Genomic DNA, 17,333 nt, shown 5'->3' on the forward strand with positions numbered 1-17,333 from the left:
GTCTCAGTTGGCCCACGGCGGCACCACGCGCGTGCCGTCGGCCAGGGTCGCCTCCAGGCCGCGGGACGTGGTGACCCAGGAGACGGCCACCTCGGCGGTCGGGTTCTCGACGGCGAGGGTCGCGCCGGGGTTGATGATCACCGTGTCGCCGGCGGTGACGCGGTGGGCGGTGCCGTCGAGGGTGATCAGCAGCTCGCCGGAGAGCAGATGGAAGATCTCCTCCCGGTTGACGGTGTGCGCGGGCGCCCGGGTGCCGGCGGGAGTCTCGCCCCGCCAGGCGCACAGCTCCTCGCTGCCGGTCGAGGGGGCGGCGTACGAGACGAAACGGGCTCCGTGCATCTCGTGGACGACGGCGTCGGACGGGCGGACGACGGGCACGACGGCCTCCTTCAGTAGTCAAGCAAGTTGACTATATGGTCAAGCGTCTTGACCGCTTCGTCAAGGTGCTTGAATCTCCCTGTGCAGAACTCCGAGGCCGTCACCCTGTCCGCCGCCCTGCTCGCCGCCGCCGGCGAGCTCACCCGGCGCATCCACGACGGGGTGGTCGCCCGCGGCTTCGAGGGGGTGCGGCCGGCGTACGGGTTCGCCTTCACCCGGCTCGCCCCGGACGGCGCGACGGTCACCGACCTCGCGGTCCACCTCGGGGTGACCAAGCAGGCCGCGAGCCAGCTCGTCGACGAGCTGGTGCGCAAGGGGTACGTCGAGCGGCGACCGCACCCCGAGGACGCGCGGGCCAGGCTCGTCGTGCTGACCGAGGCGGGGCGGGCCTGCACCCGGGCGGCCGACGAGGCGGCGACGGAGGCCGTACGGGCCTGGGGCGAGGTGCTGGGGGAGGCGGAGGTGCGCGAGCTGACGCGGAAGCTGCTGCGCATCGCGCCCGACGGACCGATCCGTCCCGTGTGGTGACGTCCTGTCGGCGGCGGCCGGGGCGACCGTGCGACGGGGCCGCCGACGCCCGCGGCCCGGCCCGCACCGAGCCCGCCGTCCGCGCCTCCGTGTTCGGCTGACACGTGTCCGCGCGGACACGCGCGTCGGGGCCCTGCCCGGCCTGAGCCGCCGGACAGGGCCCCGATGCGGGTTCAGCGGCCGTGTCGCCCGGTCGCCGTGCGCCGCCGCGCGGAGGCGAACAGCGCCGCCGAGCCGAGCGCCAGTGCCGCGGCGCCGCCGACCATCAGGTACGGGGTGTTGCCGTCGCCGCCGGTCTCCGCGAGGTTCCGCGACGCCCCCGCCGCCTTCACCTGGTTGCCGGTGGTGCCGTCGTCGGCGGCCTCCGGGGCGGTGTCGTCGTCGTCCGCCGTCGCGGCGGCCGGCTCGGCCGAGGTGTGGGGGTCGTCGTCGCCGTGCCCGTGGTTCTCGACGGTCGACTTGTCGGCACCGTCCTCGATCTGCTCCTCGGACGGGGCGGAGGCGGCCGGCGCCGGGGCGGCGGCCTCCTCCGGGGTGTCGCCCGAGTCGGCGGCCGCGCCGTCGCCGGCTCCGTTCCCGCCCGCCTGGGATCCGCCGCCGAACGTGACGTCCGAGCAGGAGTAGAACGCCTCCGGGCTGTCCGACCGCTGCCAGACCGCGTACAGCAGCTGTGCGCCGGAGCGCTCGGGGAGGGTGCCGGTGAACGTGTAGAAGCCGCCCGAGGCGGCCGGGTCGGTGGAGGTCGCCACCGGGTTCGCCAGGTCCAGGTCGTCCCAGGCCAGCGGCTGCGACGGGTCGTAGCCCGGCTTGGTGATGTACACCTTGAAGGTCCCCTTGTGCGGGGCGGTCACGCGGTACTTGAAGGTGTACGAGCCGCTGCTCACGCTCGTCGTCGGCCAGTCGGCGCGGGCCAGGTCGAGCCCCTTGAACGCCTCGTTGCCGGCGCTGCACAGCTTGCCGTCGGGGATGAGCTCCTGGTGGCGCCCGTCGGCGTCGCCGATGCGGACGCCGTTCCAGTCGTACAGCGCCTGGGTGCCGCCGGCCGCGACCGCCGCCTGGCACGCCGCCGACTTCGGGCTCTCCGGGCCCTCGGCGTAGCACTGCGAGACACGGCTGACCGGGTCGCCCATCGAGCCGTGCGCGGACGCCGGCGCGGCGGACAGCCCGGTCAGGGCGAGCGGAACGAGACCGACGGCGGTGGCGACAGCGGCCTTGCGGCGTGCGGGCATGGGGCAGCAACTCCTCGACAGCGATCACTGGATCGGGGTGGGGGGTGGATCCCGTGGGGGGATGGCTCAGAAACTAGCCCCCCGAACCAGCGGAATCGCCTGTCGAAGGCCGCGGAGGGAGATCCTTATGGCCGCGTTAAGGGAGTGCTCAGGCTGGGATCAGGTAGGTGCCCGGATCAAGTGGGTGCCCGGAATCAGACGGGTGCCCGGAGCGGGCGGGTGTCCGGGCGGTCAGCAGTCGGGCCACCAGGTGCGGGCGATGTCCTTGCGGACCTCGGGTCGTCCCGCGGGGCGCTCGTCGGCCTCCTCACGGGCCCGGCGGGTGTCCGTCTTCCTCGGGGGCTTCTGCACGGTGACACGGCGCATGGCTGCCTCCTTCAGGGTCCACCGGGTTCCGTGTTCTCACGGAGGTAGACCTTTCGGGGGAGAGTTCCTCATCGGTCCCGTTCTGTCTGTGGCCGCCGTCACGAATCGATTGTCAGTGGGGGGTGTCACTCTGGGGCCATGACGATCCACGACGGTGACGGGGCGGGTACGCACGGTGTCGATTGGGACGCGGAGGCCGCCGCGTTCGACGAGGAGCCGGACCACGGACTGCGCGACCCCCGGGTGCGCGCGGCCTGGGCGGCGCGGCTGGAAACCTGGCTGCCGGGACGGCCCGGCGACGTCCTCGACCTCGGCTGTGGCACCGGCAGCCTGTCCCTCCTCGCGGCCGAGCGGGGACACCGGGTGACCGGCGTCGACCGGTCCCCGGCGATGGTGGCGCTCGCCCGGCGGAAGCTCGCCGGACGTGACGCCGTGTTCCTCGTCGGCGACGCGACGGCACCACCGGTCGGCGAGGAGCGCTATGACGCCGTCCTGGTCCGGCACGTGCTGTGGACGCTGCCCGAACCGGGCCTGGCGCTGCGGAACTGGCGGGACCTGCTGCGCCCGGGCGGACGGCTGGTGCTGGTTGAGGGGGTGTGGGGGACGGTGAGCCCGGTCGGCATACCCGCCGGCCGGCTCACCGCCCTCCTGGCGCCGCTCGGCGGGCGGGTGGACGTGGAGCCGCTGTCCGGGGACACGGCGCTGTGGGGCCGGGACGTGGACGACGAGCGGTACGCGGTGGTCGTGGTCCCGGACTGACCCGGCGCCCTCAGACGAGCAGCGCGCCGAACCCGCCCTCGCGGGCCCGGGCGTCCAGTTCGTCGAGGGCGGCCACCGCGGCGGCCGCCGCCTCGGGATCCGTGGTGAGCAGACCGCTCGCCGCGAACTCGTCCTCGTCCAGCCGCCGTACGTCCGTGCCGTCCGCGGAGACCCACAGGTCCAGGTCGAGGTCCTCGACGACCAGCCGGCCGCCGGAGAGCTCGGCCGGCCGGGTGATGTCGCAGTAGTGGCCCTTGAGGGCGCCGTCGACGGCGCGGACCTCCTTCACCGAGTACCACCGGTCGCGCCAGTAGTGCTCCGTGAAGACGTCACCGGGCTCGAAGCGGACGAAGCCGAAGTCGCGCACGCCGTTCCCCGCCCAGGGGGCGCGCACGGTGACGCGGGTGCCGTCGTCGGCGAGCAGCTCGGCCGGATAGCGGATCTTCATGCGTCCCGCCTTGACGAGGACCACCTCCACCCGCGTCGGCCCGTCAGCCCAGTGCGCGGACATACCGCACCTCCGTCCCGCAGATCTCGTACCCGAACCACTGGTTGATCGCGATCATCGGCCCGTTCCCGGTGTCGTTTCCCGTGAACGCCTCCGTGTACCCGGCCGCGCGGGCGCGATGCAGGGAGTCGTTCTTGGCGAGCTTGGCCAGACCCCGGCCCCGGTGGGCGCGGGCGGTGCCGGTCATGACTGTGCCGTACCGGGTGCCGCCGTCCGTGCGGACCGCGGAGAACGCGGCGGGACGGCCGTCGACCAGCGCCACCGTGGTCAGCTCGGGGCTGAACAGCGGGTGCCGCCAGGTCTCCTCCAGCCAGGCCTCGTAGTCCGTGAACTCGGTGTCCACATCGCTGGGTTCGTCCGCCATGGTCTCCGCGTCCAGCTCGAACAGCGGGCGCGGGTCAGTAGCGAAGTCCGAGCCCGGGCGCAGCTCCACGCCCGGCGGCGGATCCTGGAGCGGGGGGAGGACGCCGTTCGCCAGGTCCAGGCGGAGGAAGTGGGCGGAGCGGCTCGCCCGGTAGCCGTGCGCCTCGGCGAAGGCGCGGTTGCCCGGCTCGTCCACCACCCAGGCGAACAGCCGGGTCGCCCCGTGCGCGGCCAGGTGCTCCTCGGCGGCGCGCACCAGCAGTGTTCCGGCGCCCCGGCGGGTGTGCCCGGGGTGCACGTACACGTTGATGTTGCCCTGGCCGGGCTCGGCGCTCTCGCGGGTCAGGTGCACCTGCGCCGTGCCGATCACCTCGCCGTCGGCCACGGCGACCAGCGGACGGTAGTGGGCGTCGGGGTGGAGACGGGTGAGGTCGTGGGCCAGGGACTCCGGGGTGATCAGGATGAACGGCAGCGCGGCGTGCCGGACGCGGGCGAAGCCCTCCAGGTCGGCGCGGGCGTCGGGGCGGAGATCGCGGACGGTCACTGTCATGGAGGCGCACGCTACGGGGGCCGCGCCCGGAGCGCCTCCTCTTTTCCGCCGGGGTGCGCGACAATCGGGCCGTGACCTTGAAGATCCGGATCGACGACGGCGCGCCCCCGTACGAGCAGGTACGGGCGCAGATCTCCGAGCAGGCACGGTCGGGGGCGCTGCCCGTGGGGTACCGGCTGCCGACGGTACGGGGGCTGGCCGAGACGCTCGGGCTCGCCGCGAACACGGTGGCCAAGGCGTACCGGGCGCTGGAGGCGGACGGGGTGATCGAGACGCGGGGGCGCAACGGGACGCTGATCGCCGCCGCGGGGGCGGCGGCGGAGCGGGAGTTGGCGTCCGGGGCGCAGGAGTTCGCCGCCAGGGCGCGGCGGCTCGGCTGCTCGGAGGAGGAGGCACTGGCTGCCGTGCGGGACGCACTGCGTGCTGCTTACGGGGCGTGAGCGCCGTCGCGGTGGGGGTTCCGTTTCGGCTGCGGGGCCGTTGTGGCCGGTCGCGCAGTTCCCCGCGCCCCTAGGGGCGCGGGTGAGCGCCGGCTGTGTAGCTCAAGCTCACCCTGTGCCGGTCCTCCGGAGCGCCTACAGGTACAGGCCCGCGTCCGCGTCGCCCCGGGGTTCCGGGAGGGACGTCGGGGAGGTGCCCCGGCGCAGGGCGTACAGCTCGGCCAGGGTCGCGCCCTCGCGGCCGACGCCCTCCTCGGTGCCGAGCCAGCTCACCGCCTCCGGGCGGGTCAGCCGCCCCACCTCGATGCGGGCCAGACAGCGGCCGGGGCGGACCACGGCCGGGTGCAGGCGTTCCAGGTCCTCGTTGGTGGTGACCCCCACCAGGACGTTGCGGCCCTGACCGAGCAGGCCGTCCGTCAGGTTCAGCAGCCGGGACAGCGCCTGCCCGGCGGTGTGCTTGGCCTCGCCCCGGATCAGCTCGTCGCAGTCCTCCAGGAGCAGCAGCCGCCAGCGGCCCTTGCCGGCCGCGTCCTCCTCGCCGATCGCGATGTCCATCAGGTAGCCGACGTCACCGAACAGCCGCTCGGGGTCCAGCACGCAGTCCACCTGGCACCAGTCCCGCCAGGACCGGGCCAGCGTGCGCAGCGCGGAGGTCTTGCCGGTGCCCGGCGGGCCGTGCAGCAGGAGCAGCCGGCCCGAGATGTCCTCGGGGGTGGTCTTCATCAGGCGGTCCATCGCCTCCGCCACCGGCGCCGTGTAGTTGGGCCGGATCTCCTCCCAGGTGCCGGCCGAGATCTGCCGGGTGGTGCGGTGCGGGCCGCGCCGCGGGGAGACGTACCAGAAGCCCATGGTGACGTTCTCCGGCTGCGGTTCGGGTTCGTCGGCCGCGCCGTCGGTGGCCTCGTCCAGGATCTTCGCGGCGAGTTCGGCGCTGATCGCGGTGACGGTGACGTCGGCGCCCCGGTTCCACCGGGAGACCAGCAGGGTCCAGCCCTCGCCCTCGGCCAGGGTGGCACTGCGGTCGTCGTCCCTGGCGATCCGCAGCACCCGCGCGTCCGCGGGCAGCAGGGTCGCGCCGGAGCGTACGCGGTCGATGTTGACGGCGTGCGAGTACGGCTGCTCGCCCGTCGCGAAGCGGCCGAGGAACAGCGCGTCGACGACATCGGACGGGGAGTCGCTGTCGTCGACGTTGAGCCGGATCGGCAGTGTGTCGTGCGGTTGCGCGGACATGCCGCCATGATCGGTCACCCGGGCGCCGTGCGCACCCTGTTTCCGGATGCGCACGGACGGTCGCCCGTGCCTCAGTCCGACGGCCGGCGGATCAGCCCCCGTGCCCGCCGTGCCCGGCGCACCACCGCGTACCCCTTGGTCAGCGCGCGGTCCCGGGCGAAGGTCCGCGCGACGGCCCGCCCTTCCACCAGCCGTTCGAACTCGGCGGCGGACGTGGACCTGCGCACCGTCACCCGCCGCAGGGCGTACGGCCCCTGGGCGCGGCGGGCGAGGTCGTTGCCGACGGCGAGGGCCTGGGCGTACCCGGTCTCCCGCACCGCCCGGCGCACCCGGCGGCTGGAGTAGCCGTAGGGGTACGCGAACGAGGCGGGCGCGGATCCCAGTTGGTCCGAGAGGATCTCCTTGCACAGGATCAGCTCGGAGCGCAGCCGGTCCTCGTCGAGCTGGTCGAGCTGCGGATGGCTGTGGCTGTGCCCGCCGATCTCGACGCCCGCGGCGGCCAGTTCACGCACCTGGTCCCAGTCGAGCATGGTGTCCAGGCCGCCGCCGGTGTCGTACGGGCCCCTCAGCCAGCCCGTGGAGACGAACAGGGTGGCCGGGAACCCGTGCTCGGCGAGCACGGGCAGGGCGTGCCGGTGCACGCCCTCGTAGCCGTCGTCGAACGTGACGAGGACCGGCCGCTCGGGCAGCGGGCGGCCCGAGCGCCAGTGCGCGGCCAGTTCGGCCGTGGTGACGGGGGTGAGGCCCCGGTCCGCGATCACCGCCATCTGTTCGGCGAACGCCTCCGGGGACACGGACAGGGCGTAGGTCGCCTCGCAGGGACGGGCCGCGACCGCGTGGTACATGAGGACCGGTACGCGTACGTCAGTCACGGCGGGCCTCCTCGACGGCCGTCACGGAGAACGTGATCCCGTCCCGCCGGGCCCGCACGCTCCCCACCAGGTAGCCGCCGGCCGCGGTGAGCACCCCGGCCACGATCGCCCCCGCGCGCCCCGCGCCGCCCGGGCGGGCCAGCAGGGCGTCGCGCAGTCCCCGCACCACCCCGGCCGGCAGGACGCGCGTGGTGTAGCGGCGTTCGGACTCCAGCCCTTTCTCCGCGCCCACGCTGCGGGCCACCAGTGCCTTGGACAGTCCCTCGGCGTAGGTGCGCGTACGGAAGTAGCGGAAGTGCTCCCTGACCTCGGGCACCCGGTGGTGGATCACCGCGCGGTCGTCGATGAGCAGGACCGCGTCGGGCCGGGCGCGGCTGAGGCGGATGCACAGCTCCGTCTCCTCCCCGCCCAGCGGACGCTTGTTCCCGTCGCGTCCGATGCCGGTGGCGAAGCCGCCCGCCGTGTCGAAGGCCTCGCGCCGGAACGAGGCGTTGCCGCCGAGCACGTTGCGCACCCGTACCCGCCCGCGCGGCAGGCCCCGGTAGGTGCAGCCCACCACCCAGTCGAACTCCTCGGGGAACCAGTCGGGCCGCCGGCCCGACGCCCAGAGGGGTTCGGTGCGCCCGCCGACCGCCATCACGCGCGGATCGTCGTACGCCTCGGCGAAGTGCTTCAGCCAGTCGCGTTCGGCCACGGCGTCGTCGTCGAGGAAGGCGACGACGTCGCCGCGCGAGGCGGCGATCCCGGTGTTGCGGCCGGCGGACAGGCCGCGGGGGCCCGCGTTGGCGAGCACCCGCACGTCGTCGCTCTCCTCGTACTCCTTGCCCAGGCGGTCCAGGAGGTCCTGGTTGTGGTCGACGACCAGCAGGGTCTCCAGGGCCGGCCGTGACTGCGCCCGTACCGAGGCGACCGCCGCGAGGACGTCCTCCCAGCGGTCCTCGGTGTAGGCGCAGATCACGACCGAGACGCCCGGGGTGCCGGGATCGCTCAAGACACCTTCCCCCGCACCGTGTCGAGCAGCGGCGAGGGGTGCGGACGCCGGCGCAGCGCACGCCGGTTGGAACGCTCCCCGAGGATGACTCTCAGCACGCGCAGCCCGTCGCGCACGGCCCGCAGATTGCTCGTGCCGTGGATGCGCAGGTACTCGTGGCTGGGGATCTCCTGCACCTTGAGGCCGGCCTTGACGACCCGGATGTTCATCAGAGTCTCGACCTCGAAGCCGGTGCAGTCGAGGTCGATCTTGTCGAGGCAGTGCCGCCAGAAGGCGTTGTAGCCGTAGCAGAGGTCGGTGTACCGCGCGCCGAACTTGCGGTTGACGACGGCGCACAGCACCCGGTTGCCCAGCATGCGGATGAACGTCATGTCGTCGGTGCCGCCGCCGTTGGCGAAGCGGGACCCCTTGGCGAAGTCCGCGCCGGAGACCAGCGCGGAGACGTAGCTGACGATCTCGTTGCCGTCGGCCGAGCCGTCCGCGTCGACCATCACGATGATGTCGCCGGTGCAGGCCTCGAACCCGGAGCGCAGCGCGTCCCCCTTGCCCTTGCCGCGCTGCCCGACGACCTTGACGTCGGGCCACAGTTCGCGGGCCACCTCGACGGTGCCGTCGGTGGAGTTGCCGTCGACCAGGACCACTTCGTGGATCCAGTCGGGAAGCGTCTTGAAGACGTACGGCAGGTTCTCCGCCTCGTTCATGGCCGGTATCACCACGCTCACCGGCGGCGCTATGGCCAGGTGAGAGGAGATGGGCCGGTAGGTGCGGGCGACCGGTGGATCCTGGTCCTCGGTCGCCGGCTGCAGAACGGAACTCATGAGTCTGGTCCCTCTCGTCCGGTGGACCGCCCGCCCCTCGGGCGGCCCGGCTGTTCGTCCGGTTCGAAAGGGGGGTTGCTCTCACCCCACGGCACGACGGACGGAACCGACGTGCACGCCGGGTGAGCTGGCAAATCTGGTCGGCCGCGGAAAAGCCGGCCGACCGCGCGGCACGGCCCGGTCACCGCCTGCGGTCACCGGGCACGGCACCCCCCTACCGCGCCCCGCGTCGGTTCGTCCCGGTCCTGAGCCCTCCCCTGGAACCGCTTGCTGACGGACCGCCGCGAGTGAGATGTATGACGTTATTGACGATTGAGCCCGAATGGCAAGACCTGGAAAGCCCGTTCACGTTTTCGTCGTTTTGGCCGTTACGCAAGTGTCCTGCCGGGATGTGTGTATCCACATGACCGACTTTTCCCCCCGAAGCGTCGGATGACGGGCTTCAATGTGGCGCACGTCGTGGGGGGCGTCAAGGGCGGAAAGTCCGCCCGACCGGATTTCGTCCAGGAACGAACAGCAACAGTTTTGGCATGAACACTTCCGGTCAACACGCGTAGTTGGTACCACGGTTGCGGCAGAGATCCTGCTAAAGGGAGGTTCCATGAGACGTTCCCGAATTGTCCTCGTCCTCGGCTCACTCCTTCTCGCCGTCACCACCGCCCTCACCGGTGCCGCGACGGCCCAGGCGTCCCAACAGGCAGCGGCCGGCGGCTACGTGGCGCTCGGCGACTCCTACGCCTCGGGCGTCGGAGCCGGCGGCTACACCTCCGAAAGCGGCGACTGCAAGCGCAGCACGAAGGCCCATCCCTACCTCTGGGCGGCCGCCAACTCACCCTCGTCCTTCCACTTCACGGCCTGCTCGGGCGCCCGAACGGGTGATGTCCTCTCCGGGCAGCTCGGCCCGCTCTCCACCTCGACCGGCCTGGTCTCGATCAGCGTCGGCGGCAACGACGCCGGTTTCGCCGACGTCATGACGACCTGTGTGCTCCAGTCCGACAGCTCCTGCCTCTCGCGCATCGCCACCGCGAAGGCGTACGTCGACTCGACGCTGCCCGGCAGGCTCGACAGCGTCTACTCGGCGATCCGCGACCGGGCCCCCAACGCCCGTGTCGTGGTGCTCGGCTACCCCCGCTTCTACAAGCTCGGCACCTCCTGCATCGGTCTCTCCGAAACCAAGCGGAAGGCGATCAACGACGCCGCCGACCACCTCGACAACGCCATCGCCCGGCGCGCCGGCGCCCACGGCTTCACCTTCGGCGACGTACGCACCACCTTCACCGGCCACGAGATCTGCTCCGGCAGCTCCTGGCTGCACAGCGTGGACTGGCTGAACATCGGCAACTCGTACCACCCGACGGCGACCGGACAGTCCGGCGGCTATCTGCCGGTGCTCGACTCCGCGGCCTGACCGTCAGTACCCGTCAGTACCCGTCGCCCGTACCGGAAGGAGAAGCGGAGGCCCCGCCCGTCGGGGCCTCCGGCTCACACGTCACCGAGAACGGCACCGTCTCGGACGTCGTCCGCACCGGTTCCCGGACCTCCACGCCGATCTCGCTCTCGAACACCCCGGTCTCCGAGTGCGTCGTCACGACCACCGTGTCCTGCTTCGTACGCCCGCCCCCCTCGGGGAACGACAGCTTCCGCCAGCCCGGATCGTCCACCGAGCCGTCCTCGGCCACCCAGCGGTAGGAGACCTCGGCCGGCAGCCGCCCCACCGTGAACGTCGCCGTGAACGCGGGCGCCAGCGCGTGCGCCGGCGGACAGCTCCCGGAGTACTCCGTGTGCGCGCCGGTCACCGTCACCGACACCGTCTGCGGCGGGGGAGTGGACTCCTCCTTCTCCTCCTCCTCGCCCGCGGTGGGGGACGGCGTCGGGCCGTCCGTCGCAGACGCCCCGCCGTCGTCCCCGTCGTCCTCGTCGTCGGTGTGCGCGGGCGAACTCGCGCGGCCGCCGGTGTTCTTGGCGTCGGGCCCGCCGTCCTCGCGGTCCAGCAGCGCGTACGTCAGCCCGGCCAGCGCCAGGGCCAGGACCACCACACCCGTCACCAGGGCGACCGCGGCCCACCGGTCCCGCCCGGGCCGGGTGACCGCGGTGGCCGCCGCCGGCGCTCCCGCGGCCGGCACCGGGGGAGCGGGCGAGTGCGCCACCGGGTACGGCCGCGGCAGCGCGGCCACTGTCGGGGTGTACGGCACCGGACGCGCCGTGTCCGCGTGGGGATCACCCCCCGCCCCGACGAGCCGCAGGTCCTGCTCCGCCCGCTCCGCCGACAGCCGCTCGGCCGGATCCTTGCGCAACAGCCCCTCGATCACCGGGGCGAGCGGACCGGCCCGGCGCGGCGGCGGCAGCTCCTCGTCGACGATCGCCCGCAGGGTACTGAGCGGGGTGTCCTGACGGAAGGGCGAGTGGCCCTCGACCGCCGCGTACAGCAGCACACCGAGCGACCACAGGTCCGACTCGGGCCCCGGCGTGCGCCCCAGCGCCCGCTCCGGCGCGAGGAACTCGGGCGAACCGACGACCTCCCCGGTCATGGTCAGCGCCGAGCTGCCCTCGACCATGGCGATCCCGAAGTCGGTGAGCACGATCCGCCCGTCGTTCGCGATCAGCACGTTGGCCGGCTTCACGTCCCGGTGCAGCACCCCCGCCGCGTGCGCGGCCCGCAGCGCGGCGAGCACCTCCGCGCCGATGTGCGCGGCCCGCCGCGGGGACAGCGGGCCCTCCGCGTCCAGCACCTCGGCCAGCGACAGACCGCGCACCAGCTCCATGACGATCCACGGCCGGCCGTCCTCCATCGCCACGTCGTACACCGTCACCACGTTGCGGTCGGCGATCCGGGCCGCCGCCCACGCCTCCCGCTCCAGCCGGGTGTACATCCGCTCCACGGCGGACGCCGGCAGCCCGGCCGGCGCGCGCACCTCCTTGACGGCGACCTCGCGGTGCAGCACCTCGTCACGGGCCCGCCACACGGTCCCCATGCCGCCCTCGCCCAGCGGCGACAGCAGCCGGTACCGGCCCGCGACCACCCGCTCACCACCCGGTTCCTCGGACACGGCGCCCCCCTTCGCGTCCGGACGAACTCGCCCTTTCCCCAAGAAAGTAGCTCAGCCGAGTGCGGATGCCGCCCCCCTGAACACCAATCCGGCGCCCAGGGCCACGACGACGAACGCCGATCCCAGGGGCGCACTCCGGCGCACGAGCGTCGCCCACGGGGCCGTCGTCCAGCGGGGGCGCCGGGCCAGCAGCCTGCTCACACCGCTGCCCGCCTTCACGACCGCGTACCCGGCCGCGGTGAGCGTCAGGGCCAGTCCGACGCCGTACGCGACGACGAGCAGCAGCCCGAACCAGGCCCGGCCGAGCGCGGCGGCGCCGACCAGCACCACGACGGCGGACGGACTGGGCACCAGCCCGCCGGCGAAACCGAGCAGGACCGTGCCGCGCAGGGTGGGGGCGGTGGGATGGGTGTGGGTGTGACCGCCGTGCGTATGGGTGTGCCCGTGCCCGTGGTGGTGCCCGTGCCTGTGGTCGTGGTGGTGCGCGTGGTTCCGGTGGCGCAGGGCCCGGCGCACGAGGCTCGCGCCGGCCAGGGTGACGAGTGCTCCGCTCGCGATGCCCAGCCAGGCGATCACCGAGGGCGCGGTGGCCGAACCGGCCGTGACCAGCAGGCCCAGGGCGACCACGCCGAGCGTGTGGGTGACGGTGACCGAGGCGGCCATGGGCAGGACGTCCCTGAGCCGGGCCCCGCCTCCGCGCGCCGCCGCCGTCGCGGCCATGAGCGTCTTGCCGTGACCGGGGGCGAGCGCGTGCGCCGCGCCGAGCCCGACGGCGACCAGCAGCGCGAGCGCGGCGAAACCCACGGTCGGGTCGTGCCGGGCGACGAGGTCGTCGAGCGCGCGGGTCCAGCGGTCGGCACCGCGCGGGAGCACGGCGGAGGCGGGAGCATCGGCCTCCGCCTCCGCCAGGGCCGGACCGCCCGGACGGACGCGCAGGACCGCGGTCCTGGTGTCGGCCGGGGAGGAGAGCAGTTCCTCCGGATACCGGGTCAGCTCGCCGGACGGCGAGGCCGTCGGCACGTCCGAGGCGGTGAGCGTCGTACGGTCGCCCCGCGCGGTGATCTCCCGCCAGCCCGGCCCGGACGACGCGCCCGCCCCGCGGAAGCGGAGGCCGACCGTCTCCCCCTCGGGGAGGGGCGCGGTCAGCCCGCACTCCACGCGCAGGGTGTCGAGCCCGGCCTGACCGGGCCGCACACGCACACGGGCGGTGCCCGCGGTGAGCGGGACCGCCCGCCCGTCGACGCGCACCTCGCTGTCCCGCGCGGCCGCGGCACAGCGCTGCCGGGCCCAGGCGTCCCCGCCCAGCCGTTCGAGGTCCGGGCCCGCCTGGGCGGCCGGGATCTCGGCGAGGTCCTCGACGTGGTGGACGCGCAGCTCATCGGGCGCGACCACCAGCCCGTCGTGGCGGTTGACGGTGAAGTTGCCGAGCGGGTGCGCGCTCGCCGCCGTGGCCGGGACCAGCGCGAGCGCGCAGGCGGCGGTCAGGACGGCGGCACCGGCGGCGACGCGGCGGCGGAGGTTCAACGCGCTCCCTCCAGTTCCTTCAGCGCGGCCCGGGCCGCGCGGGCGTCGAGCGGGGAGAAACCGGGGTTCAGCTCCAGCGCGGCGGTGAGGGAGCGGCGGGCGGCACGGTCGTGCCCGGCGGCCTTCTCGATCATGCCCCGGTGGTGGAGGAAGGCGGCGTTGCGGTAGCCGGTGGCCGTGGCGCGGCGGGCGTACGGGAGGGCCTCCTCGTCGCGGCCGTTGACGTGCAGGGCCCAGGCGAGGGCGTCCGCGGTGTGCACGCTGTGCCGCCGGTCCCACTCCGCGCGGGCCGCGCGCAACGCCTCACCGGCGTCCCCGTGGTCGGCGGCGGCGAGCGCGGTGTCCAGGTCGGCCTCGACCCCGCCGGCCCGGGCCAGCGCGGTCCAGGCGTCGACGAGGGCGTACTGGTCGCGTGCCCTCGCGCGGTCGCCGTCGGCGCCCCGGTCCTCGTACAGCTCGCCGAGTGCGACCAGCGGGCCGGGCAGCGGGGAGCGGGCGACCACCTGCTCCAGTGTCTCGACGGCACCCGCGCGGTCGCCGCTCGCGGCCTGCGCGCGGGCCCGGCCCTCCAGGGCGGGGAGGTGGCCGTCGTCGGCGGCGAGCGCCCGCGCGTAGTGCGCGAGAGCCGTTTCGTACTCGCCCTGGTTCCAGGCGAGCTGTCCCAGCGCGGTCGCGACGTACGCCACGTCCGAGGGCGAGGACGCGCTGTCCAGGGCCCGTCGCAGCACCTCCCGCGCGGTGCGCGCGTCGCCGCGCAGCTCCCGCACGTACGCGTACCGCGTGAACACGGGCACCCCCGGCCGCCTGCGGTCGGCGGTGGCGGCGGCGTCGGCGGCCTCCTCGTACCGGCCGAGTTCGACCAGCGCGTCGATACGGGAGCACAGGGCGCGCTCGCTGTAGGGGTTCCGCTCCAGCGCCCGGTCGGCGTGGGCCAGGGCGCCGGTGAAGTCGTGCCGCGCGGCGGCGAGGGCGGCCTGCCCGGCGAGGGCCTGCTCGTTGCCGGGTTCGAGCGCGAGGGAACGCTCGAGCGCCCGCTCGGCCTGCGGATAGCGCGAGGGGTCCCCCTGGGTCCGCGCCTGCTCGACATAGGCGGTCCCGAGGGTGGCCCAGCCGCCGAAGTCCCTCGGCTGCGCCCGCAGATGAGCCTGCAACGACCGGATACCGGCCCCGAGATCACCTCCGGCGAGCACCCCGGCGACGGCCACGGGCGCGGCACCGGCCGTCCCGGCCCGCCCCTCGTCCCGCCCGCCTCCCACCGCGACGCTCCCTGCGGTGACCGCGACGGCCAGCAGGACGGCACACGAGACGACACGCGGCCCCCGCCCACGCCGGACGGCAGCGGCGAACCGCCGCGGGGCCGCGCCCCGCGCCCCGGCGCGCCCCGCACCGGCGGAGGCCGCCGGATCCCCACCCGGTACCCGGCGGCCGTGCTCCGCCTCCGGCCGCCGGCCGGCACCCGGCACGTGCTCCGCCCGCGTGCGACGGGTGGCCTCCGTTCCGTCCTCGTTCGGTACGCGGTCGGCGGTGTCCGCCCCGTGCCCGTTCCCCGTCCCATGTCCGGCTTCCGGGGAACGTCCTGCCTCCGGCCGCCGGCCGGCACCCGGCACGTGCTCCGCCCGCGTGCGGCCGGTGGGTTCCGCGTCGCGGGCGGCCCTGGGCTCGTGGTGTGCTTCCACGCGGTGGTCGGTCCGGTGTCCGTGTTCCGCCTCCGCGCGGCGGTCGGCCTTCGGCCCGTGTTCCCCCGCCGCTCCGGGCGCGTCCGGCCGTTCCCGACGCGGCTTCGCCCCGTGCCCCTCTTCCGGTGCCCCGGTCGGCGGCCCGCCCCCGGTGGGCGGTCGTGGGGCGTCCAGTGTCTCCCCGTGGCCGGCTGCCGGCGGGGCGGCCGCCCGTTCGTCGTCACCGGCGCTGTCGTTCGTACGCGGAGCCATGCTCTCTCCTCGGTGTTCGGCGGCGCGGCCCGTGCCGTGGGGACGGGCCGCACCGGTCGGGGTGGGTCGGGGTCAGTACGCCCGGCCGCGCATCCGGCGCCACCACGCCAGCGCCAGGCCGATCAGCAGCAGCCCACCGGCCCCCGCACCGGCGGACGCGGCGATCAAGGCCGTGTCGTCGGCCCCCTCCGCACCCGCCGGCCGCAGCGCGTCACCGAGCTGGTTGCGCACGTCGTTGCCGCCGTCCACGCCCTTGGCGAGCGGGCCGCGCGACCCTTCCGTCGGGTTCGCCAGATACGGGAAGGCCGCCCCGAACTCCTTGTCGTTGGCGTCGACCGCGTCCCCCAGGTCGTTCTCCGCGCCGACCAGTTCCCCCTCGACGACCTGCAGCGAGGCGTCGATCACGTCGTCCGTCAGCCGCCGCCCGTTGGGGAAGCCGGCGTTGTCCCCGTCCAGGACGCCCAGCCGCTTCGGCTCGGCGGCCGGCTCGATGGACGTGTTCAGCCGCAGCATCTCCGAAGGCCTCACGTGCGGTGGCCGGTTGAGCCCCTCGACGCCCTTCAGGAACACGTCGACGAGGTCATTGCGCGGCTCGTCCGGCGCGGGGATCTTGTAGATCGCCTCGATGAGCTTCGGCAGCTCCGGCTCGGTGACGTTCTTCAGGAACCGCGCGTCGTCCCACGGCGCGGACGCGTTGAACGTGTCCTTGTCCTTCAACGGGTTGACGACCTCGTTCACCAGCGGGTTGCCCAGCCGCGACACCTGCACGAAGTGCCCCTCGGCGTTCTTGCGCTGGGTCGTCGACCAGATGCCCACGACCGGCTGGTCCGCCGACTCGGTGATCAGGTCGGTCGGCACCTGGAGCGCCAGGGAGTTGACGTTGTAGCCCTTGAGCGTGTCGTTGCCGACCTCGGAGAGGTTCCCGCCGTACAGCAGGTCGAAGACCCGCAGGTCCAGGAAGAACGGGTCGTCGGCCTGCCCGGCGAACGTCGTCGCCCCGCCCGCGAGTTCGCGCACCGCCTGCTCGCGCAGGGTGTCGTAGTCCGGCATGGACGCCTTGCCGACGTTCGACGGCGCGACCGGCACGTCGTCCGCGATCTTCGTGCGGGACACCGCGTGCTGGTCCTTCAGCTTCAGCAGCTCGATGTCGTAGGTCTGCGTGATGTTGAGGTCCGGGTCGTCCAGGCTGGTGACCGGGCCGGTGTTGTACAGGAACGTCTTGTCGTTCTTCGTGTGCGTCCTGAACGTGTAGCGGAAGAGCAGCTCGCCCTGCGCGTCCCCGTCGTTGTCGATGTGGATGTCGTACTGCGCGTCCTCGGCGAACGTGAAGAAGTTCGGTCCGCCGGCCGGCTCCTCGAAGGGGATCCAGTTCGCGATGATCGTCGTCGTGTCCGGCCTGTCGGGACTGACGAACGCGTACAGGTCCGTGTTGTCGTACTGCGGGGTGCCCGAGATCAGCGGGGCCTCCCGGTGGCTGGAGGCGGAGGCCGCCTCGGGTTCCAGCGCGGTCGCGCCGGCCGCCGCGAGCCCCCCGGCGGCCAGCGCCCCGCAGATCAGGGTCGCGAGACTCCCGCGTCCCGCACCGGTCCTGGAGTCAGTTGTCATGCCGTCCGTCCTCAGTGCCGACTTGCCTTGACGCACTGGGTTTCGGAGCGGACGACGGGCCGGATTGGTGGAGTTCGGAATTTCTTCCGGCCCCTCCCGCCGGACCCGTACGCCCGTAGCATTTCTCGCTGCCGGCCCGCGTTTTCGGTCCGTCGATCCGTACTTACCGTCCGGAGGCTCGCTCGCCGCGCACGCCT

17 protein-coding genes are annotated in these 17,333 nt (G+C 73.8%); 4 read left to right on the forward strand and 13 right to left on the reverse strand.

Annotated features, from left to right (window positions below; all coding sequences use genetic code 11):
- Positions 1-3: 3 nt before the first annotated feature.
- Positions 4-378 (reverse strand): cupin domain-containing protein, encoded by a 375-nt coding sequence (locus ACH5AO_RS21575; protein ID WP_398926971.1) that lies wholly within the window; start codon positions 376-378, stop codon positions 4-6.
- Positions 379-459: 81 nt separating this feature from the next.
- Between ACH5AO_RS21575 and ACH5AO_RS21580 the strand changes: the two genes are divergently transcribed.
- A complete protein-coding gene (locus ACH5AO_RS21580; protein ID WP_398926972.1) occupies positions 460-906 on the forward strand; it encodes a MarR family winged helix-turn-helix transcriptional regulator in 447 nt (148 codons plus the stop codon).
- Positions 907-1,079: 173 nt separating this feature from the next.
- Here ACH5AO_RS21580 and ACH5AO_RS21585 read toward each other — a convergent pair whose 3' ends face one another.
- Positions 1,080-2,135 (reverse strand): lytic polysaccharide monooxygenase, encoded by a 1,056-nt coding sequence (locus tag ACH5AO_RS21585; RefSeq protein WP_398926974.1) that lies wholly within the window; start codon positions 2,133-2,135, stop codon positions 1,080-1,082.
- Positions 2,136-2,366: 231 nt separating this feature from the next.
- Positions 2,367-2,501 carry a hypothetical protein gene (locus ACH5AO_RS21590; protein ID WP_398926976.1) on the reverse strand — a complete coding sequence of 45 codons (135 nt, stop codon included), beginning with the start codon at positions 2,499-2,501 and terminating at the stop codon, positions 2,367-2,369.
- 138 nt (positions 2,502-2,639) lie between these two features.
- Between ACH5AO_RS21590 and ACH5AO_RS21595 the strand changes: the two genes are divergently transcribed.
- Positions 2,640-3,260, forward strand: coding sequence for a class I SAM-dependent methyltransferase (locus tag ACH5AO_RS21595; RefSeq protein WP_398926978.1), 621 nt, complete (start codon positions 2,640-2,642; stop codon positions 3,258-3,260).
- A gap of 10 nt (positions 3,261-3,270) precedes the next feature.
- Here ACH5AO_RS21595 and ACH5AO_RS21600 read toward each other — a convergent pair whose 3' ends face one another.
- Both ACH5AO_RS21600 and ACH5AO_RS21605 read right to left on the reverse strand, forming a co-directional pair.
- Positions 3,271-3,771: a DUF402 domain-containing protein gene (locus tag ACH5AO_RS21600; RefSeq protein WP_398926980.1), complete on the reverse strand. Its 501-nt coding sequence runs from the start codon at positions 3,769-3,771 to the stop codon at positions 3,271-3,273.
- A complete protein-coding gene (locus ACH5AO_RS21605; RefSeq protein ID WP_398926982.1) occupies positions 3,752-4,681 on the reverse strand; it encodes a GNAT family N-acetyltransferase in 930 nt (309 codons plus the stop codon). Before ACH5AO_RS21605 ends, ACH5AO_RS21600 begins: the two co-directional genes overlap by 20 nt.
- Positions 4,682-4,752: 71 nt before the next feature.
- Between ACH5AO_RS21605 and ACH5AO_RS21610 the strand changes: the two genes are divergently transcribed.
- Positions 4,753-5,121 (forward strand): GntR family transcriptional regulator, encoded by a 369-nt coding sequence (locus ACH5AO_RS21610; RefSeq protein WP_398926984.1) that lies wholly within the window; start codon positions 4,753-4,755, stop codon positions 5,119-5,121.
- A gap of 135 nt (positions 5,122-5,256) precedes the next feature.
- Here ACH5AO_RS21610 and ACH5AO_RS21615 read toward each other — a convergent pair whose 3' ends face one another.
- From ACH5AO_RS21615 to ACH5AO_RS21630, 4 genes are all read right to left on the reverse strand, one after another.
- A complete protein-coding gene (locus ACH5AO_RS21615; protein ID WP_398926986.1) occupies positions 5,257-6,351 on the reverse strand; it encodes a DUF5925 domain-containing protein in 1,095 nt (364 codons plus the stop codon).
- Positions 6,352-6,422: 71 nt separating this feature from the next.
- Complete coding sequence (locus tag ACH5AO_RS21620) at positions 6,423-7,223, reverse strand: polysaccharide deacetylase family protein (protein WP_398926988.1); 801 nt, start codon at positions 7,221-7,223, stop codon at positions 6,423-6,425.
- Positions 7,216-8,214: a glycosyltransferase family 2 protein gene (locus tag ACH5AO_RS21625; protein WP_398926990.1), complete on the reverse strand. Its 999-nt coding sequence runs from the start codon at positions 8,212-8,214 to the stop codon at positions 7,216-7,218. The genes ACH5AO_RS21620 and ACH5AO_RS21625 overlap by 8 nt, the downstream gene beginning before the upstream one ends.
- A complete protein-coding gene (locus tag ACH5AO_RS21630; RefSeq protein ID WP_398926993.1) occupies positions 8,211-9,032 on the reverse strand; it encodes a glycosyltransferase family 2 protein in 822 nt (273 codons plus the stop codon). Before ACH5AO_RS21630 ends, ACH5AO_RS21625 begins: the two co-directional genes overlap by 4 nt.
- 601 nt (positions 9,033-9,633) lie before the next feature.
- On the opposite strand from ACH5AO_RS21630, the gene ACH5AO_RS21635 reads away from it, so the two are divergent.
- Positions 9,634-10,440 (forward strand): SGNH/GDSL hydrolase family protein, encoded by an 807-nt coding sequence (locus ACH5AO_RS21635; protein WP_398926995.1) that lies wholly within the window; start codon positions 9,634-9,636, stop codon positions 10,438-10,440.
- A 13-nt stretch (positions 10,441-10,453) separates the two neighbouring features.
- Here the strand turns inward: ACH5AO_RS21635 and ACH5AO_RS21640 are convergent, their stop codons facing one another.
- From ACH5AO_RS21640 to ACH5AO_RS21655, 4 genes are all read right to left on the reverse strand, one after another.
- On the reverse strand, positions 10,454-12,052 hold the full coding sequence (locus tag ACH5AO_RS21640) for a serine/threonine-protein kinase (protein WP_398927298.1): 1,599 nt from the start codon (positions 12,050-12,052) through the stop codon (positions 10,454-10,456).
- A 78-nt stretch (positions 12,053-12,130) separates the two neighbouring features.
- Positions 12,131-13,603: a sulfite exporter TauE/SafE family protein gene (locus ACH5AO_RS21645; protein ID WP_398926997.1), complete on the reverse strand. Its 1,473-nt coding sequence runs from the start codon at positions 13,601-13,603 to the stop codon at positions 12,131-12,133.
- On the reverse strand, positions 13,600-15,531 hold the full coding sequence (locus ACH5AO_RS21650; protein WP_398926999.1) for a tetratricopeptide repeat protein: 1,932 nt from the start codon (positions 15,529-15,531) through the stop codon (positions 13,600-13,602). The genes ACH5AO_RS21645 and ACH5AO_RS21650 overlap by 4 nt, the downstream gene beginning before the upstream one ends.
- A gap of 72 nt (positions 15,532-15,603) precedes the next feature.
- A complete protein-coding gene (locus tag ACH5AO_RS21655) occupies positions 15,604-17,136 on the reverse strand; it encodes a DUF4331 domain-containing protein (RefSeq protein WP_398927001.1) in 1,533 nt (510 codons plus the stop codon).
- Positions 17,137-17,333: the final 197 nt, after the last annotated feature.

The organism is Streptomyces sp. NPDC018964, from assembly GCF_044390325.1.
In the GTDB taxonomy this organism is placed as follows: Bacteria; Actinomycetota; Actinomycetes; order Streptomycetales; family Streptomycetaceae; genus Streptomyces.